The following is a 23,618-nucleotide window of genomic DNA, read 5'->3' as shown; positions in this document are numbered from 1 at the left end:
GTATCCCTGCAGTCACTTTTTGCAACTATCTTGCGTCCAGCAGCGGTAGTTCGCCTTACACCACACTAGACGGGATGATCGGTTCCTAGGGAATTCGGAGGCGGGAACATGGCGATTTATGAGGAATTACTGGCGTGGGCGAATAGGCTACCGCCATGGCGTCAGGACGCATTGCGGCGTTTGTGCGTTCAAGGAGAATGGGACGATGCCGATCTTAGCGAAATTCTCGATCTTGCTAAACAACACCAAGGACTCGACAGCGCGCTAGCCCCTGCGCCTCAACCGATCCCGTTCGATAGAGATCATTTTCCTGCCGAGGCGACCCAAGATGCGGCAGTAGTGCTCACGTCCCTGCATACGCTGGTCAATGTTGGAAAAATTCCGAACAACCAGACCTTAGAGTTTCAGCCGCAGGGGCTCACCATCGCTTATGGTGGAAATGGCACTGGCAAGTCCGGCTATGCACGAGTATTGAAACAGGCTTGCCGCGCCAGGAGCCCGGGCACCGTTCATGCCAATGCCTACGACCCTAACTTTTCGCAGCTCACACCGAGCGCCACCATCGACTTCGAGCTTAACGGCACTCCAGATCAGGCACCCTGGAGCGGTCAACGCGGCCAAGTCTCGCGGCATGAACTCCGTGGAATTCGCGTCTTCGACGACGACTGCGCTCGCCACTATCTTCAGTCGCGGGAAGCAGCCACCTTCCAGCCTGCGGCCCTTACCCATCTTCAGCAACTAGCAAACGGCCTCAGTCAGGCGTTGAGTCCTCGGCTTCAGGCGGAGGTCACTGGACTCACAGTGGATGTGACGCCGTTCAACGTCATTCCCGCCGATACCGATGCTGGCAGAGCAGTGCATCCGATCAACGCCACAACGAATCTGGCTCGGGCGCACGCACTTGCCGAACTTACCGTAGAGGAGCAAGCAGAGCTTGCTCGCTTGCCTCAGGAAATCAGCGAAGCGGATCCCACAGCCAAGGCGACACTGCTGGACAACACCGCTACCAGAGTCGACGAGTTGGTCAATGCCATAGGCAACGCCGCTAGCGTCGTGTCAGACGCAGCGATCGATACCGTGCAGTCGGCGCATCGAAGATTGCAGGACGCCGAAGAAGCCGAGCGGGCTGCTTCGGCCCTTCTGCAAGCCGAAGATACCACTCAACTGCTTCCCGGTACGGGGCAGGGCCCTTGGGCGCTTCTGTTCAACGCCGCGCGCAAGTATTCGACCGGTACAGCGTATCCGGAACAAGCCTTCCCGGTCACCAGCGGAGGTGCGCAATGCGTGCTTTGCCAGCAGGAGTTGAAGCCAGAGGCAAAGGACCGTATGCAGCGCTTTGATCGCTATGTACGGGATACGACGTCTGAAGCTGCTCAAGCTGCACGCAATGCTTGGCAAAAGCACGTGCGCGACGCTGGACAGGTAACAGTCACGTTTACCCTCTCTCCGGTCATGGCCGACAGCTTGCGCGGTCGCATTGAGACTCTGCCGGATGATATTAGAACCTTCCAGGAAGACTTGCTCACCCGCCTTGAGTGGCTCAGAACCGCGATTGTGAACGGGGATTGGCAGGATAGACCAAGATACCGTGGCACCAACCCAGCCGCTTCGATGCGCCTGATCGCGGACAACTTGCGTGCCGAGGCGACCGCCTTGCGCGCAAACCTCAATGCAACAGCCCTAGCGGCGAAGCGACTTCGCCTGAAAGAATTGGACGCGCGGCGCCTGCTATCGGAGCACATCGACAGTATTGCTCTGGTGGTCGGTAATCTAGGCCGCAAGCTGAAGCTTCAAAGGTGCCTTGAGGATATCGGGGACACGCGCCCGATTACCTTATTTGCAGGCCAACTTGCCAAGACTTACATCAGTGAGGCACTGGCAGGCAGAATGAATAATGAACTAAGGAAGCTTGACCTTTACCATATTCGAGCCGAGGTCAGTTCAACCGGCAACGCGGGATCAGTACGTCTCGGTATTCGCCTTTCCGGTAGCCGGCTCGACCCGCACCTAGTGCTCAGCGAAGCCGAGCAGCGCATGTGTGCGCTCGCGTACTTCTTTGCGGAACTCGACCAATCGGGATCCTCTTCAGGGATTGTTTTCGACGATCCGGTATCGAGCCTCGATCACAATCACCGAACTGCTGTGGCACGAAGAATCGTCGAGGAATCTTCTAGTCGGCAAGTTATCGTATTCACTCATGACGCGGTGTTCTTTGGGGAACTGACCACCCTTTGCGGTGATGCAGGTCCTGAACCCAGTATAAAGTCGATCAGCTATCGCGCCGACGGCCCCGGCTACATCGACGCGGGATTGCCCTACGACATGCGGCGACATCGCGAGCGCATCAATCAACATCGCGCCGATCACCAACGGATAGCCGCCAATTTTAACAACCCTCCAGGGGATGAAGAACGACTTACGATCCGCAACTCCTATGACGACCTTAGAGTGACGATCGAGGTCGGAATTGAGGACACCATTCTCAATAAGACCGTTGTGAGGTTCCGGGACAACATTTCGGTCGGCCGACTAAACGGAGTGATGATTGTGCAGGATGAGGAATACCGTGAGGTTCAACGCCTGCACGATAAGTGCTGCCGAAATGTCCGGGCGCATTCCCACGCCGCGGGCCAGCAGCGTGCGGTGACTCAGCCAGCTGAACTGCTACAGGACATTGAGGCGGTGAATGCACTGTTCCAAGGAATTAGCAGGCGCAGAAACTGACCATCATCAATCGGTGATTCACCCTAGGCGATGGATCAAATACTTAAGCTGGATTGGGGAGTGAGGTAATTCGAGCCTGACCTACCGCCATCCTATTGGAGACAGCTCATCAGCGGTATGACAATTTCGTTATGAATGTGAATGAATGTCCAGGCTGCTACCGGCCAAACCGCTCGGACTGCAAGAAAGACAACGAAGCAAAAGAAAGATCTCAGCAGGTACTCATGCGTCATTTTTATGCAGCTGATCTTTTGGTTTGTGCCGTTGTAGTTGTATATGACTGCTCTCAGCAGTTGTTTCACAAGTTGCTCTTCAGGCTTATTGGAGCTGAAGCTGTCTGCGATATCGCCTGCTCCTAACTGTGCTGTGGCAGAGGTCTTGATGGTCTGCAACGCCCAAAAACCTGCACGCATAAGGTAAATTAGCGCGCAAATGAATATCACCAGCAGGGTGCCTGCCAATGTTTTACTGATGTTCTCACCCCAGAGGCTAGGGAGGATAGTTGCCAGAATCGGCATCAGCGCTGTAATCGCCGCGAGATAAAGTCCGGCTTTGGAATCTGCCCCACGACGTCGTTCTTGTTCCGCGTCAAAGAGCCTGCGGGCTTCCTCCAGAGCAACATCACTTTGTGCTGACCAGGATCCTTGGTTAACCTTGTCCCTTTGATTTTGAAGCCATTGGTGCTGAGGTGAGTCAGCAGGGGGCTGCGATGAAAGTGTAAGGCTAGGCCACAACCATTGTGGGATTAGCTTTGGCACTGGGCGATTTCCTCTAGTTCATCAACTATCGCGGCGGCAATGGGGTAGCCGGTGAGATTTTCAATCCAGGCCCATTGGCCATTCGGGTTGATCTCAAGAAACCACAGTTTGCCCAGTTGATCGCAGATTAGGTCAATCGCTCCATAACGTAGATTCAAGCGCTTCATCATTGCCAAGCACTGTTCCTCGACCTCGCTTGGAAGTTCAATGCATTCATGCTTGAGATCGGGCCGGCTACCCTGGCGCCAATCCACAGTGGTTTCTTCGTGTTCCTGAGATTTGATCGCGGTTGAAAACACCTGGCTGCCTACGACCGTAACTCGAACGTCATACTGTTTTTTGATTTCGGTCTGGGCAATGAGCGGTGCCAAGGCAATAGCTTCTTCGTCGCTGTCGCGAAGAGTTTCCAGTCGGGTGGTAAAAATTACCCTCTCATTGTCTCCGCTGATCAAAGCCTGCCGAAGCGGCTTTCCGATCGCGGGTCCAGCCGTAACAATTTCTCGAACCGAGGCGATATCGTTCGTGATCTGGGCATGAGGCACGTTGAAACCAATCTCTGTCGCAAGCATCAACTGCCGTGGTTTGTCCTCAGCAGCGAAAATATCCATCGGTGAATTCAGCCAAAGGCCATCCAGGCGAGCATACAAGCTCTTAAGAAAGGCTCCCCATTCTGCATCCACGTACTCCCTTTCACCTTTATCCGAAATGGAGGAGGGACTAGCAGGTGGTGCGGGACGTCGAAAGTATGCCGCGCGCACATCAGCGCCCTGCAGTATTCGCCCTTCGAAAGATAAGGACCATGCGCTTCTCGGATAAATGGCCATTGTGCAGCGAGTCAAAGCCAAATCTTCAGTATTCAAGCGGAAGAAAGGCGTCTGCCGGCGCTTGAGCTCAGCTACTACATAGTCGATCGTGATGTCGCGGCGATTTGTGACTAACAAAAGCATGCGTTTTCCTTAACTCTATCTGTACGGATCAGCAATCAAATCCATGGAGCCGGAAACCATCGTCATCTGTTTCCTGCTCTACCTTGGTTTTGGTAACTAGCTCCAGCAGTTGACTCGCGGAATAGTTGTCATCGACTTCGTGAACTGTATCTGTCTTGGTGACTAGCTGCAGGAGGTTGTTGCATCCCGTTGGTCTGGTGTCGTCGTCACTTTCGAGCTGCTGATGAGTCTTGGTTATCAGCTCAAGCGCAAGGTAGTTGTCGTCATCCTCTTCATTATGCACTCGTGTCTTGGTCATCAGTTGCGAAAGTGCTTGATTGTTTATAATGGGCAGTACGCCTTGCTCCGTTTCGACCACCCACATTTGCTGCTCATTGCAGTAATAGCCAGGAAGCTGATCTTCACCAGTACGGGTTTTTCCAGTCCTAGCTAGAAAAGGGGAAATATTTTTTCCGCTGCGATTATTTCGAGCTTCCATGTTGATTGTTTTGTCCATGAAGCCAGTCCTTAAGATTAATCGTTCGAAATGGGCTTAATGCTACTTTGCGTTAAATTAATGAAAACATGATGTTCGGGGGCGCGCCCCATACTATTGCGATAGCTCAGCAACGTAGCTTTTGACCAGAGCGTTCAAGGAACAACACTCCAGTTTCAGAGACAAAGCATTGTTATATCCAAAGTATGTGCAGCTGAGTCGAGCTGTGAAAGAGCCATAGGGCTTGGATGTCCATGCATTTTAGCCAAGAGTAAGTGAACCTGTCCCCATAGATATCCATACATGGAGACATTAATCTTTCACTGTTGAATCTAACGCCTGCGATAGCAAGCATCAATCCTAGCTCCATGTTCTTAGGCGTCAGAATGCTCTTGGCTAATTCTGCCAGTGGTCACCGACGACTATTGGTTCGTCTTCTGATATTACCTCACTATCAGCACTGGCAAAGATTTCTAAATCGATCATGTGAAAGTACATGTTGACACAGACCTTACTACTAAGGATCGCCGTTATTGGACGGTGGTTGCTCTGAAGTATCGGTCGCAAGAATTTCTGCCATCTCGTGTACCAGAGAGCTAACTGCAGTTTGATCGAGTTGTGCAAGTACGTACTCGATTCGAGAATGCATAGCACCAAGATGCCGAAACTGGTTGGCACTTCTGATCAGATTGGCCGCGGTGCGGCCCCGTAATTCCGGTGATGGTGCTCCTTCGCTGGACAGCATCTCGCGGAATTGTGTCTTCAGTGCTGTTGCAGTAACCGGGGTTCCTTCGCTGATCGTTAGGGCGATCAGTCCCATGATAGCTCTTTCAAAAATTCCCCAGACGGTTTCGTGTCTTCCGCCTTTGTTCGCCCAAACCATCAAGAGTCGCTTACAGCTTTCATAAAATTCTGGGCAGTTCCGCTGTTGTCCCTCCCAGGCCGCTTCGAAAAGATTCTCAGTGAGAGAGTATTGCTCGACAAAAATCACCGCATCTCTATCGTCCGGTAGCCACGACAGCGTCGAAATAAGCCATACGGCATGTCTTCTGAGTTTGTCCTTCAGATGTTGCGAACAGGCAGGGGCATTGGATAGTGCGTTCAATATTTCGGAGACCCCCACAGCCCAGTCGATGACATCGAAAGTAAAGGAGGAACGCTTCTGCACTGCAAGAAGGAGAAGTTCTTTTTGCGGGTCATACATCTGGTCAGCCCAATTTTCGATATTGAGGATAATCTCGCCAGCACGAGCATTGTCAGCGGGCGCTTCCAACAACTGGTTGACCAATGATGTGAGCCTTCCTCGGAGTGAAGAAACGCTAGTGCTCGAAAAGTACGGTCCGAGCGTATTGCGGTGCATAGAACCTAGCTGCGTTTCAGGTGTTTCCAGAAACAGTTTCGCCGCCTCGGCCACGGCCGAACGCAGTTGGCGAACAGTGAAGCCGATATCGTACTTCCCTTTTTCCAGTAAATCGTAGGTGATGTCCGCAAGCTGCTCTAAAGAGGTGAGCGTGACGGGTTGATGGCTTGTATTGAGTACACCGACATAGGAAAGATTGGCAATCTTCTGCACCGCGCTGACAATGTCGGTCGGATTGGTATGGTCAAGCGCAAGTCTGGACGCACGGCCCATCAGCCGGGTACCCTCCATCATTAGGTCGGGCTTATCGTGCGGAATAATGGACTCGACAGCAGATGCTAAGTAACCCGACGCAAGTAGCGCATGGTGTTTACTTTGATTATGCCCCGGATACTCAATCTTAAGATACACGCCATAGAGCCCCCCAATCGCACGCAACGTACTCTCAGCTAACCGTTCGTCACCCTTCGTCAAAGAGGTTTGCATAGTCTGCCGGAGTTGTTCTAGCGCGGTGTTAATGAAGTTATCGGTGGTTCCAGACGTCTCGAAGAGGGGGTTACTACCGACGAAGGTACCGTGTTTCGCCGCGCAATATGTGGCATTAATCAACATGATGCGCTCAAACGCATAATCAGTGACTTCGTAGTCGCCCTGTTCCGCAAAACGCTTAGCGTAAGAAATGGCGTAATGTATCGCTTGTTCAGCGGATTTGGTCCAGAGGGCATTTACCTGATAAAAATCGGCTTTATGAACGTTGAAATGAAGCTCTGTGTCATCTTCAAAAGAGCCGGGCTTTGGTGATTCCCTCAGAAGCATGACGGCTTTGTCTGCCAGTCTATTCCATCTCCGCAAGTCCCGCTGAACCAACATCGACATGATGGAGAGTTGCTGGATCGGATTGATAAGCTGGAGAGCGCGCCGGTATGCATAAAGAAACAGCAGCAAAATCACGGCGATTCCCCAAATCGCTGTAATGATCGCTGGTACAGCCCAGTTTCCGTCTGGGATCAATGCCATCCCCGCGATAGCTAGAGCAGTAAGGAACGATCCTAGAAATGAGCCCAGCAACCTACTGTCAGAACTTAGCTGACTGAACAGTCCATGCGGCATGCGCTCGACATTGATCTGCATGGCGAACACTACGAGCGAGAACGCGATAGTTGCGGCACCAATCAGCGCCGATCCAGAGCCTACAAAGAGACTTCTTAGCGTGGCCAATCTCACCTCATCATTGAAATATCCTCCAACTATGCCTTGCAGAAAAGGCAATGCGATTCCGCTTAAAAGCATGGCGACCAGCAGAACCATCGTTACTATCTTCAATTCATGTCTCTGGTGCCAATGGTTAAATAGGAGGGGAATCTGGAACAAGCGAAAAGCATTCGTTACGTAAACGTTCTTTAGCCAAGCGCGTACCTTAGTCATGGTCATTTTGTTAGTCATTTCCCCCTAGACTGAGGCCTGAAAATAGATTTTTTGAAAAGTTAATGGGCTTTCACATCTTAATATTTAACAAAGGCTTTTGCCTCGAATTACCCCAAGGCCACGAAAAAAATGCCTTGAATCGATTCAATGAATTTAAATTTTCTTTAATCAAGATACGACACTCACAACCCTCTCCCAATGAAATAACGCGTGTAACAGCGTCAGGGCATTGTCTCAGGAGTGAGTGGTATATCTATGTACAGGCTTCCGTCCTGAAGTTGGGAACAAAGCACCCCACCTTTAGCTACCATGTCGTCCACGATGTCCCCAATGACCTCAAATAGGCTATGATCACTCCACGCACCGTACTGGGCAGCGATTGCGTTACAGGCTTCGTCCAACCGGTGGAAGTACGCTTCAAACCAATGACCAGCAACTGTTGCTTCAAATTTCGGCCTTAGCGACATTTCTTCGCCGTGACCGGCCAAGTTACCAAGATAGTATGCAGCGAATTTCAACAGGTTACCGTAGGCTCGATAAACCTCGCAGTAAACCTTTTCCAAGTCAGAGTGTAAGCGGTAAGCCTTGATTGCTTCGTTAGCTTCCTGACGAGCACTACCCATGTGTGTGATCAGCGATTCTTCATACCCTTCTGTAGGGTCTTCACCGAACCCAGCGCTGAGACGCGTGGCTGCATACTCATCCCAGCAGGCTAGGATCACATCGCTGCGTACCTTGTCACGAATGTCAGTGAAGCGTTTACGCAAAAGTACCCCTGGAAAGGCTACCTCATACGTGCCGGTAACCTCGACGTGTGCACACTCGTGGGCAACGATATGTATCGCTAACTGGAAATCAGGATGGTGGTCATCCAGAAGCGGCCAAAGGAACTGGGCATTAAAGACGATATGGCTTTTCAGCATGCCCTCTCGAAGCACTGAGGGCGTCATCGCGACGCCGACGACAGACCCCTCTGATGGTTTGAGTGTGTGACTGCTCACGTAGCCGCGATCTAGCTCAATCAGTGCTTGTGCATAATTCTCGGCAACCGTCACCCCGTCCAGCTGGGATAGATTGAACACACGGCTAAACTGACGAACTACTTGACCAATCATGGTTGCGAGCATGCGCGCTTCGTCTTCGCTGGCAAACGCTCCCTGGGCGGTAATTCCAAACTGTTCAGGTGCAGTGGTCGGTGCTTGGTTAGTTTCTGTCTTGTCGGTCGATTCTGCCACAATGATGTTTTCTCTGTTCTCAAGAGTTGGGCTTTGAAGCAAATTTATAGTTGAACCTACATTTGTTTTTCCTTGTTAAAGGGCTGCTTGCCCCTTGGCAGATTATCGTTTCACCAAGGAAAAATTATCGGCAACTTGCTTTAAAGCGGTTGTTAATCATTGGCGTTCTAAAGACAGCAATGGTTCCTGGCCGTGTGAAAACAGAAAAAATCTGGCCTGGCGCAAGAATCTTTTCCTTCAGCTGCCCGTTAGCCCCAGCTGAGCCAATGCTTCGATAATTGCCGACCGCTGCTGTTGTGATATGTGGAAATTATGGAATCATCAGAAACCAACTGCATTCGCGATCACGACCCTAGAATACAGAAAAAAAGGGCTGTTACGCCCTCGCAGCCCTCATCAACCCATTGACTCCCAAGATCTTTATGACACGCTTCAGATTGTATGCCAACACATGAAGGCTCATTTCCGTGCTCACATTTCTGAGCCGCTTTGTCGTGAAGTGTGTCGCCCCCATCCAAGCCTTCAGCGTGCCGAATGGATGCTCTACCGTTTGTCGCCTCAGTCGCATCATCTCTGGACTCCAATCGAGACGTGACTGCGCGGCTTCAAGCACATCTTCGTGTTCCCAACGCTTGATCCGCCTCTGCTTGCCAGTCGTGCATTTTTCTTTCATATCGCAGCTTGCACATGCCGAGCTCCAGTAAGCATGCAGCTTCATCCCTTTTTCTATCGTTTCATAACGCCATATCAGTCGCTGTCCAGCTGGGCAGGAATATTCATTGCTTTCAGGGAGGTATCGAAATGCGCCTCTTGGAAAACAGCCCTTTGCCTGGCTTGGCGATGTCAGCGGCTTGGGGAGGTAGGTAATTATCCCTTCCTTATGGCAGGCCAGGATTTCGTCGCCCTTGAAGTAGCCTCTGTCAGCCACGACCTTCAGCTCCTTGCTGCCAGTGGCCTCCCGCGCTTGCTGGGCCATGTTAAAGAGCTGCCCCCGGTCATGGCCGATGTTGGTCACCTCGTGGGCCACAATCAAATGGTGCTGGCTATCGACCGCAGTTTGCACGTTATAACCCACATTTCCGGTACCTCTGCCGCTGGTAGCCATCGCCCTGGCATCCGGATCCGTCAGGGATACTTGCTGATCGGGAGACTTCAGTCTCTCTTCTTCAACTGCGTGTAACCGTGCAGTTTCTTCCCGTAGCTTCGTGATTTTTTCCTTCAGATGCGCTGTCTTGGCCTCGGCCAAAGCAGGCTCATCTCGATCGGCTGCATCAAGCTGACCAAGGTACCGATTGAAACTTTCTTCGATCTGCTCAAGGCGACGCTTCATCTTGGTCGCTGTGAAATTGCGGTTGCGGTTGTTGACGGCTTTGAACTTACTGCCATCGATGGCCACGATGCCTTGGGAGAACAGTTCCAACCGGCGACAAAGTACGATGAACTCTCGACAGACACGGCGGATGGCCTCACCGTTGTCCTTTCGGAAGTCCGCTATAGTCTTGAAATCCGGCGTAAGGCGCTCGGTCAGCCACATTAGCTCGACATTGCGCTGGGTCTCTCGCTCTAATCGGCGACTTGATTGAATACGATTGAGATAACCATAGATGTAGAGCTTCAAAAGAATAGACGGATGATAAGCCGGTCTCCCGGTGGAGTGCGGATCAACACCTTTGAAGCCCATCTCTTTAAGGTCGAGACCTTCAACAAATGCTTCAATGGCACGGACCGAGTTATCTTCGGCGATGAAGTCGTCCAAAAGCGTAGGAAATAGCGTGCTTTGGTCTCTGGCCTCGCCTACCACGAATCGCTTCATCACCATTTCCTCTGGGAACCTTGGCAAAGTATAGCGGCCACTACGTTTTCACACAGCCTCGTTCGTCAGCTGCCCCTTTGTAACTACTCATGTCGCAGCTATCTATCATTAGGTTTACCATTGTGATCTCGGAAATAGTCATCAGTCGCTACTAGACCCAAGTTGCCATCCGCTTTAACTACATCAGCACAGGCATCTTCACCGAATAAGTTTTGCACACGCCGCTCCTGTTTTAAGAACGCTAAAGTACTAAAAAAACAGCTTTCACAGAGGTGTAGTTCGTACCGATCACCGTCGTGTTGGGTGCCATAGCCCCAGTGCGCTTGAAGCGTGGAAAATTCAAGCGCCTCATCCGCTACGCGGGCTGAGGTTAGACATACATCGCATACCACATCAGTCACAGCATCAACGGCCACTTTTTCAATAACCTTCATCTTTTCTTCCCTGCATTGCCCCTAGCCCATTTTAGCCTAGCACAAGATGCTTAATTCGACTGAGTAACGTAAGCTTGGGTGAACAAAAGCCAACCCGCTAGATAAGTAGGCTCTGCCATGGATATGAAAGCCCTCAGCGAACGCGATATTTGCACCAAGTTCATTACCCCGGCGTTGGTGCAGGCAGGGTGGGATGTCCAGACGCAAATTCGGGAAGAGATGACGTTTACCGCTGGGCGGATTATCGTGCGCGGGCGGCTGCATACCCGGGGCAAAAAGCGCCGTGCCGACTACCTGCTGAGCTTCCATAAAAATCAGCCAATTGCGGTGATAGAAGCCAAGGATAACAAGCACAGTCTGGGCGATGGCATGCAGCAGGCGCTGGCCTATAGCGATGCGTTGGATGTGCCTTTTGTGTTTTCCAGCAACGGCGATGGTTTCCTGTTCCACGACCGAACGGGTCTTGGTGGACAAACTGAAACCACGCTGACGCTGGCCGAGTTTCCCTCTCCTGATGAGCTATGGGAGCGCTACTGCCAATACAAAGGTATCCAGCCAGCCGCTCGCCCCGTGGTTGAACAGCCTTACTACGATGACGGCAGTGGCCGAAGCCCACGTTACTACCAGCGCATTGCCATCAACCGCACTGTCGAGGCCGTGGCTAGGGGGCAAGATCGCATTCTGCTGGTAATGGCCACGGGCACGGGTAAGACGTTCACCGCCTTTCAGATCATCTGGCGGCTATGGAAGTCACGCCATAAGAAACGTATTCTTTTTCTGGCTGACCGCAATATTCTGGTCGATCAGACCAAAAATAACGACTTCAAACCCTTTGGTCAGGCGATGACTAAAGTCACCAACCGCACGGTGGATGCTTCTTACGAAATTTACCTGTCGCTCTATCAGGCTGTGACCGGCAGTGAAGAAGAACAGAACATCTACAAGCAGTTCTCACCGGATTTCTTCGACCTGATTGTGATCGACGAGTGCCACCGGGGCAGTGCAGCGGAAGACTCCGCCTGGCGCAAGATCCTTGATTATTTCAGCGCAGCAACCCATATCGGTTTAACCGCCACGCCTAAAGAGACCAAGGAAGTCTCGAACATCGATTACTTCGGCGCACCGCTTTACACCTACTCGCTCAAGCAGGGCATCGAGGATGGCTTTCTTGCCCCGTACAAAGTGGTTAGGGTAGATATCGATAAAGACCTGCAGGGCTGGCGGCCCAGCAAGGGCCAGCGGGATAAGCTGGGCCAGGAGATTGAAGACCGTATCTACAACCAGAAGGATTTCGACAAACAGCTTGTGCTGGAAAAACGCACCCAACTGGTCGCGGCCAAAATCACCGAGCTGCTGGAAAGCACCGACCCCTACCAGAAAACCATCGTGTTCTGTGAAGATATCGACCACGCCGAGCGTATGCGTCAAGCCCTGGTGAACCTCAATCCTAAGCGCGTGGCCGAGAACCGCAAATACATCATGCGCATTACCGGCGATGAGCAGGAAGGCAAGGCCGAACTGGACAACTTCATCGACCCCGAATCACGCTACCCGGTGATCGCCACCACCAGCAAGCTGATGACCACCGGCGTGGATGCCCAGACCTGCAAGCTGATTGTGCTCGACCAGCGCATTCAGTCGATGACTGAGTTCAAGCAGATTATTGGCCGGGGCACTCGTATCAACGACGACTACCACAAGCACTGGTTCACGATTCTGGATTTCAAAAAAGCCACCGAACTGTTCGCCGACCCGGATTTCGATGGCGAACCAGTGCAGGTCTACCAGCCCTATTCCGATGATGCGCCCATCGTGCCCGAGGATGAGCAAGACGGCGCTCTGGATATGGGCGTGGAGAATGGTGAAGAGGATGAGGCCGTCGCAGGCGTTGAGACTGACTGGGCCGAGTACGACGTCGACGACAATGCCACTTGGGAATCTGACGATGTGGGCGGCCTGAGCACCACAGAAGGCCCCGAACCCCGTCGCAAATACGTGGTGGATGACGTGGAAGTCAGTATTGTCGCTGAGCGCGTTCAATACTTGGGGGCGGATGGCAAGCTGATTACCGAAAGCCTTCGCGATTACACCCGCAAACAGGTGAAAGCCCAGTACGCTTCCCTGGATGACTTTTTGCGTAGCTGGCAGGATGCCGAGCGCAAGCAAGTGATTCTTGATGAGCTGGCCGAAGAGGGCATCTTCTGGGATGCGCTGGTGGCCGAACTGGGTCAGAAGTGGGGCGAAGAACCCGACCCCTTCGATGTGATCTGCCATATCGCCTTCGACCGACCGCCGCTAAGCCGTCGCGAGCGCGCTGAACAAGTTAGAAAGCGCGATATCTTCAACCGCTACGAAGGCCAAGCCCGGCAGGTGCTCGAATCCCTGGTGGACAAATACGCCGATTCGGGCATCGCGCCGATAGAAGACCCCAAGGTGCTGACACTGGCCCCCTTTAGCCAGCTAGGCGCACCGATGGAGCTGATCAACGCTTTTGGCGGCAAACCGGGCTACCAACGCGCCCTGCATGAACTGGAAGACGCGCTTTACCAGACCCCCGCCTGATACCATTGCCTTTTTGTTGGCGGTCTGCACATTTTCAGGCCGCTATTAACATGCCTACGGAACACACCTCATCATGTCAATTAGCAGCACGATCAAATCCATTCAAGACATCATGCGTAAAGACGTGGGCGTTGACGGCGACGCCCAGCGAATTGGTCAGTTGGTGTGGCTATTGTTTCTGAAGATCTTCGATGACCGCGAGCAAGAGTGGGAGATGTTCAACGACGACTACCGCTCGCCGATCCCCGAGCCGCTGCGCTGGAGGAACTGGGCCGCCGACCCGGAAGGGATGACCGGTGATGAGCTGAAGGATTTCATCGACACCATGCTATTCCCCGGCCTGCAGCAGCTACAGCCCAAAGGCGATGATAACCGTGGCGTGGTGATTCGCAATGTTTTCGAAGACGCCTACAACTATATGAAATCCGGTCAGCTGATGCGTCAGGTGATTAACCGGCTACAAAGCGGCATCGATTTCAACACCCAGGATGATCGCCACCAGCTGGGCGAACTCTACGAACAGATACTCAAAGACCTCCAAAGCGCGGGCAATGCCGGTGAGTTTTACACTCCACGCGCCGTGACCGAGTTTATGGTCAACCGCGTTGACCCAAAACTGGAAGAAATGGTGATGGACCCCGCCTGCGGCACCGGAGGCTTTCTTACCTGCACCATTGAACATAAGCGCCAACGCTATGTGAAAACGCCGGATGACGAGCAGACCCTGCAAGCTCGCCTGCGCGGTATCGAGAAAAAGCCGTTGCCGCACCTGCTGGCCACCACCAATATGATTCTGCACGGCATCGAAATGCCCGAGCAGATCCACCACGACAACGCCCTGGCCCGCCCACTACGTGACTGGAGGCCGAAAGAGCGGGTCGATGTGATTATCGCCAACCCGCCGTTTGGCGGCATGGAAGAAGACGGCATCGAAACCAACTTCCCAAGCACCTTCCGTACCCGCGAAACCGCTGACCTGTTTATGACGCTGTTTATCCACCTGCTGAAAGATGGTGGCCGCGCGGCCGTGGTACTGCCGGATGGTTTTCTGTTTGGCGAGGGCATGAAAACCCGCCTCAAGGAAAAGCTGCTGGAAGAGTGCAACCTGCACACCATCGTGCGCCTGCCCAACGGTGTGTTTAACCCCTATACCGGCATCAAGACCAACCTGCTGTTCTTTACTAAGGGCCAACCGACGAAAAACGTCTGGTATTACGAACACCCCTACCCGGAAGGCGTGAAAAACTACAGCAAAACCCGCCCGATGAAGGTCGCCGAGTTCCAGACAGAAATGGACTGGTGGGGCAGCGAGGCCGATGGCTTTGCCAGCCGTGAAGAAACCCATCAGGCCTGGAAGGTCTCGATCGATGACATCAAGGCGCGCAACTACAATCTGGATATCAAAAACCCCTGGCAGGGCGAAACCATCACCCACGACCCAGAGGAACTGCTGGCCCAGTACCAACAACAACAGGTGGAAATTCAGCAGCTACGCGACCAGCTGAAAACCATTCTCGGCGATGCCCTCACCCGCGATGCAGGAGAGCAGGCATGAGCGCGCATCAACTGATCACCGACCATCTGGATCTATGGACGCAAGCGGTCACCAAAAAATCCACGGCAGGAAGAGGGCGTAGCGGCAAGATTGAGCTGACCGGGGTTAAAAAGCTGCGGGAGCTGATTCTAGAGCTGGCGGTGCGAGGCCTTTTAACTGACCAACTTTCTACCGATGAGTCATCAAACAAGCTGCTCGAGAAAATCATTCATGAAGTCAAACAGCTGATAAAAGACGGGCGCTTCAAAGTACCTAAAGAGACCAAGTCAAACTCAGAGGTAGAGGCTCCATTTAAGATTCCCCAAACATGGACTTGGTGTTCGTTGGACCAAATTGCTGTGATTGCCAGGGGAGGCTCACCAAGGCCTATAAAGGCTTATACCACCACCGACTCGAATGGCCTTAACTGGATAAAAATCGGTGACGCAAATAAGGGCTCAAGGCTAATAACCAAAGCCGCCGAAAAGATTATCCCTGAAGGCCTTCATAAAACTCGCATGGTCTATCCTGGCGACCTAATCCTGTCTAATTCAATGAGTTTTGGGCAGCCATATATTCTGGATATTGAAGGCTGCATACACGATGGCTGGCTACTGCTAAGAACCCCTGAAGGCCTTGTTGATAAAGTCTTTCTCTATTATCTACTGCTTTCACCTTATGCAATGAATGCTTTTACAGATTCTGCTGCAGGCGCGGTCGTGCAAAATCTTAACGCCGATAAAGTTCGTCTTCTTCATGTGCCATTACCCCCACTGGAGGAACAACACCGCATCGTCCAAAAAGTCGATGAGCTGATGGTCCTCTGCGACCGGCTGGAACAGCACACCAGCGACCAGCTCGACGCCCATGAAACCCTCGTCGATACGCTGCTTCGCGTCTTAATCCAATCCGCCAATGCCACCGAACTGGCCAACAACTGGGCGCGCCTGGCAGAGCACTTCGATACGATGTTTACCACCGAACAAAGCATCGACAAGCTCAAGCAGACGATTCTGCAACTGGCAGTGATGGGGCTGCTGGTTGAGCAGGATGCGGGGGATGAGCCCCCCATCGACTTTCTTACCGAAATACACACAAGAAAAACCGCACTCGCAAAAGAGAGAAGAATCAAGCGGCCAAGACCACTGACTCAAATGGACGATGTCGAGCAAAGTTACCTCGCTCCAACACACTGGGCTTGGGCTTCATTTCAGGATATTGCTGACGACATATCGACAGGGCCATTTGGCTCCATGATTCATAAGCACGATTATGTTGAAGGTGGGACTCCTTTGATTAATCCGTCTCACATGGTTGGGGGCCGTATTAAAGAAGATTCATCTGTCACTGTCACCCCAGCGAAAGCCGAAGATCTATCCAGCTATAAATTGGCCGCAGGTGACATTGTGATGGCTAGACGAGGTGAAGTCGGTCGTTGCGCAGTAGTGACAAACAGGGAAACTGAATGGTTATGTGGCACTGGCAGTTTCGTACTTCGATTCCATCCCGCCATGAACAGACGGTTCATCCTTTTGATGTTCGCAACAGATACGGTCAGAGAGTATCTAACTGGCAACTCCGTCGGCACGACCATGACAAACTTGAATCACGGTATCTTGAAGAAAATGCCAGTTGCCTTGCCATCTGCAGAAGAACAACACCGTATCGTCCAAAAAGTCGATGAGCTCATGGCCCTCTGCCACCACCTCAAAGAGCGCCTGAATCAGGCCAGCGACACCCGCTGCCAATTGGCGGGGGCGGTGGTGGAAGGAGCGCTCAGTTAATGATTTACAGAAGAAAACCAAAGTTCTTTTTAGAGCTGTGGATCTGCTAAAACACCATTTTGAACTGAGGCCAGATGCCCAAAAAAAGCTTAAAACTGTTATATGGCTATTTCTTTAATTTAATCAATACTTTAAATTCGGGTAACATGTTATGAAAAGCGGTAATTTTGTGAACGAACATCTTGATGCGCTGACCCCAACACTTGTTTGGCGGCACTTTCGTACGCTGTGCAATACGCCTCGCCCATCCGGCCATGAGGCCCAGCTCGTTGCGCTGCTGGAAGCCTGGGCAGAGACTCAAGGCATGACCCACGACCGTGATGCCTTTGGCAACTTGCGCCTGTGCAAGCCGGCGACCCCGGGGTATGAACACGTTCCCGGGCTTATTTTGCAGGGCCATCTGGATATGGTGGCTCAAGCCAATGCCGGGCACGCGCATGACTTCCAGCGTGACCCGATTGCCACCTATGTCGCTGACGGCTGGCTGCATGCCGAGGGCACGACCCTGGGGGCTGATAATGGCCTGGGGGTGGCCGCGATTTTAGCGCTGCTTGAGGACCCCGAGCTTACCCATGGCCCGCTGGAAGCCTTGTTTACCCTTGAGGAAGAAACGTCAATGGGCGGTGCACTGCATCTGGCCGAAAACTGGCTGGAAGGAGAGCGCCTGCTGAACCTCGACAGCGAGGATCACGGCGAGGTGTTTATTGGCTGTGCGGGTGGGGCCGATGTGGTGGTGAATGCCCAACTGCCCAGCGCCGCACTCAGGCACGACGAGTGCCTGCTCAAGCTGTCGCTGACGGGATTGAAGGGCGGCCATTCGGGGATGGATATTCATCAGCCGCTGGGTAATGCCAACCGGTTATTGGTGCGCGTGCTGCGCTCACTCGAGCATGTCGATGCCCGGTTGCTGAACTATCAGGGCGGTACATTGCGTAACGCGATCCCTCGCGAAGCCTTTGCCGATATCGCCCTGCCCGTTGACGAGCAGCAAGAGGCGCTGGCCATTGTTAGCGAGCTGACACAAACGCTGCAGCGTGAGCTGGGTAGCGGCGATGAGGGCATGCGGCTGGTTGCCGAGCCCATCAGCCCAGGCGGAGACGTTGAGCCGCTGACGCTGGATGCCAGCACGATGCTGGTGGCCGCGTTGCATGCAGCCCCCTGTGGCGTCGAGCGGATGAGTGCCGATGTGCCTGGCGTGGTCGAAACGTCCAATAACCTGGGTGTGGTAAGCCTGGAGAAAGGGCGCTTTCACCTATGCGCACTGGTGCGCTCGCTACATGACAGCGCCGTCGCGGCTATGGCGGACCGCTTTAAGGCACTGTTTGGCCTGATCGGGGCGCGGGTCAACGTCGAGAACAGCTACCCTGGCTGGGTGCCCAACCCCGATGGTGACCTGCTCAAGCGCTTTAACGCCTGCCACCAGTCGCTGTTAGGGAAACAGCCAGCGGTCAAGGTGATTCATGCAGGGCTTGAGTGCGGCATTCTGGGCAGTAAATACCCACATCTCGATATGCTGTCATTTGGCCCGACGATTCGCGGCGCGCACTCGCCGGATGAACGCGTTGAGCTGGCAACGGTGGACGAGTTCTGGAGTTTGTTGAAAACGCTGGTGGAAGACCTGGCGAAGAAGCCCTGAACCCAAAACGGCACCCGATAGGTGCCGTTTTCATACGACGACTGGCTTCTGAATCGCTTATTTGCTGAGGTAGGCGTTCAGCATCCAGATGGTTTTTTCCTGCTCACGGATATAGTCGCTTGCCTGCGATGCGGTGCCTTCATCGTCGGCGTCTGACGCGATGGACAGCAACTCACGCTGCAATTCAATCAATGCCTGATAGCCACGCAATACGCCATTGACGCAGGCGGTGCCGTCGTGGACGTCTTTATCTTCCTCAATACGCGAGAGCTTGATGTAGTCGCTGTAGGCGTGGACCGGTTTGTGGCCCAAGGTGAGAATACGCTCTGCAACTTCATCCACTTTCGTCAGCAGGTCGGTGTAAAACTCCTCGAACTTGGCATGCAGCTCGAAAAAATCATTACCCCTGACGTTCCAGTGATAGCCACGAACGTTCATGTAAAAAATCTGATAGTTGGCGAGCAGGTGATTGAGTTTTTCTGCCAGCTGGCTGGCGCTGCCTTCGTGAAGACCGATGCTGTTGGTATCGGACATATTTTGACTCCTTGGTGATCACCGCTGCGCGGCGACAAACGTTGGTGATTAGGGTAAGGGGGCGAGCTATCGTTGCAAAGCAGGTTTTTTGCATTGCCGCCATAGCGCAAGCCCATTACCTATCGATGTATAACTACTAAGTGCAGACGAGCCCGACCCTTTTCAAGGGTGGGCCGCCTGCCAAAGCCGAATCAAGCTTTCGCAACGGGCTTCAAGCAGCTCAGCTGTGCGTGGTAATGCGTCGCTTAACGCCATCGGGCCATCGGCAAGTGCAAAGGCGGCGGTCACACCTTCCTGCAAACAGGCCTGCCAGCCATCGCCAAGACTGCCCGCCAAGACAACTACCGGTACTTGTTGCCGCGCGGCCGCTCGCGCTACGCCGATGGGTGTCTTGCCGGAAAGGCTTTGGCCGTCCAGGCGTCCCTCACCGGTAATTACCAGGTCAGCTTGGGCGAGCAAGGTGTCAAACCCGGCCTGCTGCATAAGCATGTCGATGCCGGGTTTTAGCGTGGCGCCGAGAAATGCGTGCGCCGCAAAGCCCATGCCGCCCGCCGCACCTGCGCCGGGCAGTTCGCGGACATCACGGCCCAGGACATCGGCCGTGATGTCGGCAAAGTGGCTGAGCGCCTGATCGAGTTGCTGAACATGGGCGGGTGTCGCGCCTTTCTGTGGCCCGAAAACGGCGCTGGCGCCATGCTCGCCCAACAGCGGGTTATCGACATCCACCGCGGCGTCAACGTCCAGCTTGCAAAGCCGTGGGTCCAGATCTTCTAACGACAACGATGCCAGGTCGGCAAGCGCTGCCCCGCCTGGGGGGAGCACTTGTCCGCGGCTATCGAGCAGGCGAGCCCCCAGCGCCTGGAGCATGCCGGCACCGCCATCGTTGGTGGCGCTACCGCCTAATAACAGCAGCGCCTTCTCTGCGCCGTGATCCAGTGCCGCGAGGAACAGTTGGCCCACGCCATAAGTAGAGGTATAACGGGCGTCGCGTTCGTTCTCGGCGAGCGGTTGCAATCCACTGGCTTCTGCCAGTTCGATAAACGCGGTACGCTGATCGGCAAGCCAGCCCCAAGCGGCCATACATGGACGGCCCAGGGCATCCAACACCGTTTGTTGGCGGCGCTCTGCCCCGGTTGCCGCGATCAGGGCGTCAAGGCTGCCCTCACCGCCGTCAGCCAATGGGCAGATCAGCTGATGAAAGTCAGGGGCCGCCCGCGCTGCGCCCCGAGCCATGGCATGTGCCGCATCCTCGGCGCTCAGTGCGTCTTTAAAACTATCGGGGCAAAACAGGATATGCATGGGCACCCTTTTCGTCGATCATGGTCTGTAGAGTGAGCTTAGCGTGCCGTGCCGAAGCAAACCAGCACCATCCGTCAACCCAAGGAGTGGTTATGAAGTGGATGCCTTTCAGTTTCATATGCCTGCTCGCCCTGGGGGGCTGCCAGGCCGTGCCGTCATCGTTGCCCCAGGCGGAACCGCCGCCGTCAGAATCCTGCTATTTCCCTAGCGATGCGCCTTCAACCTTGACCGCCAGTGTCGATGTGCTGACTGAATGGGGCTTCAGCCTGGACTCAAGCGATACCCGCTTAGGCTTGTTAAGCGCCAGTCGTGAGCGAGAGCTGCATGGTGCGACGGATCTTTACGAATCGCCGCACTTCCGCTCCCGTTCTGGATTTAACGTATTCGGAGGAGTAGGGATTGGTGGTGGTTCGCGGCTGGGGGTTGGCTTGGGCGGTGGGTTTGGTCAGCTTCCCGTCGATGTGGAGCGTGTATCGCTGTTGTGGGATAACCATCACGTACGACTTTCACGCGACATTCGCCGGTTTGACCAATATGGCAGCCTGCGCGAGGGCCGCAGCGCCAGTAACGACGATTTCTGCGAGCGCTTCCAGCGTGACCTGGACGCGTATACGGCTACAGGAGGCATCACACCATGAGAGTGATTCACTGGGCCGCGATCGGCCTACTGGTAATGCTCAGCGGCTGCGCGACAACGCCTTCTTCAGAGCCGCGCGAACTGGTCTATCGGGCGCCTGCGGAAGACACCTTTCGCGCGGCGGTTAGCCTGATGATCGAGCAAGGCTATGTCGTGCGTCACGCCGATTTATCGCTGGGACGCGCCGAAGGCGTGCTGGCACGCTGGCCGGGCTATCGGTTACTGCTCGAAGTCAGTGAGGTGGGCAGTGAAAGCCATGTGAGCGTCTCGGCGTGGCGCGGTAGCCAGCCGTTACCGCCTGATCGCCTAGACCCATGGTTAGTGGCACTTCAAAGCCGCTTGGGGTTGGCACCATGACGTTTTTTCTGCGTTGGCTGGCACCCCGCTGGGGCGGCCTCATTGGTGCGTTGAGCCTGTTGGCAAGCGCGAGCGCCATGGCTCACCCCCACGGCTGGATCGATATCAGCGTGCGTGTGCTAACCGATGATGAGGGACGGGTAACTGGCCTTCACCAAACCTGGCAAATGGATCCGTTCTATAGCCTGGTGGTGTTCGACGAGCTGCAGCGTGTTGAAGGGGCTACGCTCGACGAGGGTCTGGATCAGTTGGGTGGCGAAATACGCAACAATCTCGCAAGCCAAGGTTACTTTACCGAAGTGCGGGTGGACGGTGAGCCCCTGCCGCTGAATGAGGTGAGCGAATACACCGCGATGCGACGCGATAACCGACTAACGTTTATTTTTATCCTGCCGTTTGCATCCACACCAGCATTAAGCGGTAGCACTCTGACATATCAAGTGTATGACCCGACGTATTACCTTGAGGTGGTGCATGAAGCGGAAGACGACGCGCCCAGCGACAACGCCCTTGTGCTGCGGGCAATGCCCGAGTGCGAGCTAACCGTCCTGCCCGCAGACCCGGACCCTGAAAAAGTCATGGAAGCGTCCCTCCTGGATGCCGACGAAAGCGGCGAGCCGGAATTAGGGCGCTATTTTGCTGAAACGGGCCAGGTGGTGTGTCCATGATGTCTCGGCGTTTACCCTGGGGGCTGCTGTCCCTGTTGGCATTGGGGGTTGCTGTCGCCAGCCTTGTCGTGTGGCAGGGCGGGCTAGCGTCAATGAGTTACACCCTGCTTGGCTGGCAGCGTGACCTACATCGGGAACTTACCCTGGCGCTGACGGCGCTTTCGGAACAGTCAGCGACGGCCACCTGGGCAGCACTGCTGGGTGTAAGCTTTGGCTATGGCGTGTTTCATGCCGCGGGGCCAGGGCACGGTAAGGCGGTACTGGCGACATTTCTGATGTCTCACGGTGGTGCCGTGGGACGTGCCCTGGGGCTTTCGTTTGCCGCGGCGCTTCTTCAAGGGCTAACCGCCATCGCGTTGGTGGCCATTCTCGTTTACGGCCTTGGCTGGGTAACGCGTCAAGCCATGGGAAGCGTCGTCTGGGTGGAATACGCCAGCTTTCTATTGGTGGCCGCTCTGGGCGTATGGCTTTGCTGCAGAGCTATCGGCCAACTACGCCGAGCTTATGCTGTGAACGACCACGACCACGACCACGACCACGACCACGACCACGACCACGACCACGCATGCTGCGGGGGTCACCATATTAGCCCTCAGCAATCGCTGGATTGGCGCACCGCGCTGATGACCGTCGGCGCGATTGGTATGCGCCCCTGCAGCGGGGCGGTACTGATGCTGGGAGCGGCGGGCTTGCTGGGCCAGTTTGCAGTAGGGGTGGCCGCTGTCGCCGCGATGTCGTTGGGTACGGGGCTCACAGTGTCGATGCTTGCCCTGGCCAGTGTTGTCGCGCGGGGTTGGGCAAAGCAGCGACTGGCGCGTCGGGGGGCGACTCACCGACGCGCCCAGCGGGCAGCCGGCTGGGTCGCGCTCGTGGGGGGCATCGTTATCGTAGCGCTGGGCGTTTCCCTCTGGGCGGCAGGCGCCGCCCAGCCTGTGGGTGACCCGGTGTTGGGCGAGCCGCCTTCGCGGTCAGGCAACCCGCTCACCGGCGATTAGTCCCCTAAGTCCAGCGTTTCAATCAGCGCCGTGAGACGTTCTTGCATGCTCTGCTGCTGGCTGGGTGAATAGGGCACGGCACTGCCATGACCCCAAACGGGCGCTGGCCAGGCGGCGTCATCGTGATGACGAATCACCACGTGCACATGCAGTTGGCTGACCACGTTACCCAGCGTAGCGATATTGAGCTTGTCGCCGGCAAAGGCGGTTTTCATTGCCTGACCCAACTGGCCGGCCTCCCGCCAGAGTTGTTGCTGCTCGTCGGTTGTCAGCTCAAACACCTCGCTTAGCGCAGCACGCCTGGGCACCAGCACCACCCAGGGGTAGCGCGCGTCGAGCATCAACAGGGCGCGGCAGAGCGGTAAATCTGCCAGTGGCAGCGTATCGTTAGCCAGTCGCTCATCGAGTGCAAAGGTCGTCATTACGGTGATCCTTATTGGA

19 protein-coding genes are annotated in these 23,618 nt (G+C 54.5%); 9 read left to right on the top strand and 10 right to left on the bottom strand.

Annotated features, from left to right (window positions below):
* Window positions 1-108 precede the first annotated feature (108 nt).
* Window positions 109-2,724, top strand: coding sequence for an AAA family ATPase (locus HXW73_RS14740; RefSeq protein ID WP_186253795.1), 2,616 nt, complete (start codon window positions 109-111; stop codon window positions 2,722-2,724).
* 92 nt (window positions 2,725-2,816) lie between these two features.
* Here the strand turns inward: HXW73_RS14740 and HXW73_RS14735 are convergent, their stop codons facing one another.
* From HXW73_RS14735 to HXW73_RS14705, 7 genes are all read right to left on the bottom strand, one after another.
* Window positions 2,817-3,482: a hypothetical protein gene (locus HXW73_RS14735; RefSeq protein WP_186253794.1), complete on the bottom strand. Its 666-nt coding sequence runs from the start codon at window positions 3,480-3,482 to the stop codon at window positions 2,817-2,819.
* A complete protein-coding gene (locus HXW73_RS14730) occupies window positions 3,470-4,429 on the bottom strand; it encodes a hypothetical protein (RefSeq protein WP_186253793.1) in 960 nt (319 codons plus the stop codon). Before HXW73_RS14730 ends, HXW73_RS14735 begins: the two co-directional genes overlap by 13 nt.
* Window positions 4,430-4,457: 28 nt before the next feature.
* Window positions 4,458-4,925 (bottom strand): hypothetical protein, encoded by a 468-nt coding sequence (locus tag HXW73_RS17795; RefSeq protein ID WP_222105010.1) that lies wholly within the window; start codon window positions 4,923-4,925, stop codon window positions 4,458-4,460.
* Between the two features lie 496 nt (window positions 4,926-5,421).
* Entirely contained in the window at window positions 5,422-7,695 is a 2,274-nt protein-coding gene (locus HXW73_RS14720) for a hypothetical protein (protein ID WP_186253792.1), read from the bottom strand.
* Window positions 7,696-7,910: 215 nt separating this feature from the next.
* Window positions 7,911-8,924, bottom strand: coding sequence for a hypothetical protein (locus HXW73_RS14715; protein WP_186253791.1), 1,014 nt, complete (start codon window positions 8,922-8,924; stop codon window positions 7,911-7,913).
* 376 nt (window positions 8,925-9,300) lie between these two features.
* Window positions 9,301-10,737 carry an IS1182 family transposase gene (locus HXW73_RS14710; RefSeq protein WP_186253790.1) on the bottom strand — a complete coding sequence of 479 codons (1,437 nt, stop codon included), beginning with the start codon at window positions 10,735-10,737 and terminating at the stop codon, window positions 9,301-9,303.
* 98 nt (window positions 10,738-10,835) lie between these two features.
* Entirely contained in the window at window positions 10,836-11,171 is a 336-nt protein-coding gene (locus HXW73_RS14705) for a hypothetical protein (protein ID WP_186253789.1), read from the bottom strand.
* A 117-nt stretch (window positions 11,172-11,288) separates the two neighbouring features.
* Here HXW73_RS14705 and hsdR point away from each other — a divergent pair, with 117 nt between their 5' ends.
* From hsdR to HXW73_RS14685, 4 genes are all read left to right on the top strand, one after another.
* Window positions 11,289-13,733, top strand: a complete 2,445-nt coding sequence (hsdR, locus tag HXW73_RS14700) for an EcoAI/FtnUII family type I restriction enzme subunit R (protein ID WP_186253788.1) — start codon at window positions 11,289-11,291, stop codon at window positions 13,731-13,733.
* Between the two features lie 73 nt (window positions 13,734-13,806).
* A complete protein-coding gene (locus HXW73_RS14695) occupies window positions 13,807-15,288 on the top strand; it encodes a type I restriction-modification system subunit M (RefSeq protein WP_186253787.1) in 1,482 nt (493 codons plus the stop codon).
* Window positions 15,285-17,051, top strand: a complete 1,767-nt coding sequence (locus HXW73_RS14690) for a restriction endonuclease subunit S (protein ID WP_186253786.1) — start codon at window positions 15,285-15,287, stop codon at window positions 17,049-17,051. The genes HXW73_RS14695 and HXW73_RS14690 overlap by 4 nt, the downstream gene beginning before the upstream one ends.
* 169 nt (window positions 17,052-17,220) lie before the next feature.
* Window positions 17,221-18,687 carry an aminoacyl-histidine dipeptidase gene (locus tag HXW73_RS14685; protein ID WP_186256047.1) on the top strand — a complete coding sequence of 489 codons (1,467 nt, stop codon included), beginning with the start codon at window positions 17,221-17,223 and terminating at the stop codon, window positions 18,685-18,687.
* Window positions 18,688-18,744: 57 nt separating this feature from the next.
* Here the strand turns inward: HXW73_RS14685 and HXW73_RS14680 are convergent, their stop codons facing one another.
* Together HXW73_RS14680 and HXW73_RS14675 are read right to left on the bottom strand one after the other, a co-directional pair.
* Window positions 18,745-19,221 carry a Dps family protein gene (locus HXW73_RS14680; protein ID WP_186253785.1) on the bottom strand — a complete coding sequence of 159 codons (477 nt, stop codon included), beginning with the start codon at window positions 19,219-19,221 and terminating at the stop codon, window positions 18,745-18,747.
* Between the two features lie 162 nt (window positions 19,222-19,383).
* A complete protein-coding gene (locus HXW73_RS14675; RefSeq protein WP_186253784.1) occupies window positions 19,384-20,520 on the bottom strand; it encodes a glycerate kinase in 1,137 nt (378 codons plus the stop codon).
* 92 nt (window positions 20,521-20,612) lie between these two features.
* On the opposite strand from HXW73_RS14675, the gene HXW73_RS14670 reads away from it, so the two are divergent.
* The 4 genes from HXW73_RS14670 to HXW73_RS14655 are packed head-to-tail and all read left to right on the top strand — an operon-like array spanning window position 20,613 to window position 23,177.
* Window positions 20,613-21,158, top strand: coding sequence for a hypothetical protein (locus tag HXW73_RS14670; protein ID WP_186253783.1), 546 nt, complete (start codon window positions 20,613-20,615; stop codon window positions 21,156-21,158).
* Window positions 21,155-21,514 (top strand): hypothetical protein, encoded by a 360-nt coding sequence (locus HXW73_RS14665; protein ID WP_186253782.1) that lies wholly within the window; start codon window positions 21,155-21,157, stop codon window positions 21,512-21,514. Before HXW73_RS14670 ends, HXW73_RS14665 begins: the two co-directional genes overlap by 4 nt.
* A complete protein-coding gene (locus tag HXW73_RS14660) occupies window positions 21,511-22,182 on the top strand; it encodes a DUF1007 family protein (RefSeq protein WP_186253781.1) in 672 nt (223 codons plus the stop codon). The genes HXW73_RS14665 and HXW73_RS14660 overlap by 4 nt, the downstream gene beginning before the upstream one ends.
* Window positions 22,179-23,177: a nickel/cobalt transporter gene (locus tag HXW73_RS14655; RefSeq protein WP_186253780.1), complete on the top strand. Its 999-nt coding sequence runs from the start codon at window positions 22,179-22,181 to the stop codon at window positions 23,175-23,177. The genes HXW73_RS14660 and HXW73_RS14655 overlap by 4 nt, the downstream gene beginning before the upstream one ends.
* Here HXW73_RS14655 and HXW73_RS14650 read toward each other — a convergent pair.
* A complete protein-coding gene (locus tag HXW73_RS14650; protein WP_186253779.1) occupies window positions 23,174-23,599 on the bottom strand; it encodes an HIT domain-containing protein in 426 nt (141 codons plus the stop codon). The genes HXW73_RS14655 and HXW73_RS14650 overlap by 4 nt on opposite strands.
* Window positions 23,600-23,618: the final 19 nt, after the last annotated feature.

The organism is Halomonas sp. SH5A2 (assembly GCF_014263395.1).
In the GTDB taxonomy this organism is placed as follows: domain Bacteria; phylum Pseudomonadota; class Gammaproteobacteria; order Pseudomonadales; family Halomonadaceae; genus Vreelandella.
Note: the sequence above shows the minus strand (reverse complement) of the source record. Positions and strands in the feature narration are given on the sequence as shown.

Coding starts and splice junctions, on each gene's coding strand:
- hsdR (WP_186253788.1), top strand. CDS start 11,289: ATGGATATGAAAGCCCTCAGCGAACGCGATATTTGCACCAAGTTCATT.
- HXW73_RS14675 (WP_186253784.1), bottom strand. CDS start 20,520: ATGCATATCCTGTTTTGCCCCGATAGTTTTAAAGACGCACTGAGCGCC.
- HXW73_RS14655 (WP_186253780.1), top strand. CDS start 22,179: ATGATGTCTCGGCGTTTACCCTGGGGGCTGCTGTCCCTGTTGGCATTG.
- HXW73_RS14705 (WP_186253789.1), bottom strand. CDS start 11,171: ATGAAGGTTATTGAAAAAGTGGCCGTTGATGCTGTGACTGATGTGGTA.
- HXW73_RS14665 (WP_186253782.1), top strand. CDS start 21,155: ATGAGAGTGATTCACTGGGCCGCGATCGGCCTACTGGTAATGCTCAGC.
- HXW73_RS14680 (WP_186253785.1), bottom strand. CDS start 19,221: ATGTCCGATACCAACAGCATCGGTCTTCACGAAGGCAGCGCCAGCCAG.
- HXW73_RS14730 (WP_186253793.1), bottom strand. CDS start 4,429: ATGCTTTTGTTAGTCACAAATCGCCGCGACATCACGATCGACTATGTA.
- HXW73_RS17795 (WP_222105010.1), bottom strand. CDS start 4,925: ATGGACAAAACAATCAACATGGAAGCTCGAAATAATCGCAGCGGAAAA.
- HXW73_RS14720 (WP_186253792.1), bottom strand. CDS start 7,695: ATGACCATGACTAAGGTACGCGCTTGGCTAAAGAACGTTTACGTAACG.
- HXW73_RS14650 (WP_186253779.1), bottom strand. CDS start 23,599: ATGACGACCTTTGCACTCGATGAGCGACTGGCTAACGATACGCTGCCA.
- HXW73_RS14695 (WP_186253787.1), top strand. CDS start 13,807: ATGTCAATTAGCAGCACGATCAAATCCATTCAAGACATCATGCGTAAA.
- HXW73_RS14670 (WP_186253783.1), top strand. CDS start 20,613: ATGAAGTGGATGCCTTTCAGTTTCATATGCCTGCTCGCCCTGGGGGGC.
- HXW73_RS14660 (WP_186253781.1), top strand. CDS start 21,511: ATGACGTTTTTTCTGCGTTGGCTGGCACCCCGCTGGGGCGGCCTCATT.
- HXW73_RS14740 (WP_186253795.1), top strand. CDS start 109: ATGGCGATTTATGAGGAATTACTGGCGTGGGCGAATAGGCTACCGCCA.
- HXW73_RS14690 (WP_186253786.1), top strand. CDS start 15,285: ATGAGCGCGCATCAACTGATCACCGACCATCTGGATCTATGGACGCAA.
- HXW73_RS14710 (WP_186253790.1), bottom strand. CDS start 10,737: ATGAAGCGATTCGTGGTAGGCGAGGCCAGAGACCAAAGCACGCTATTT.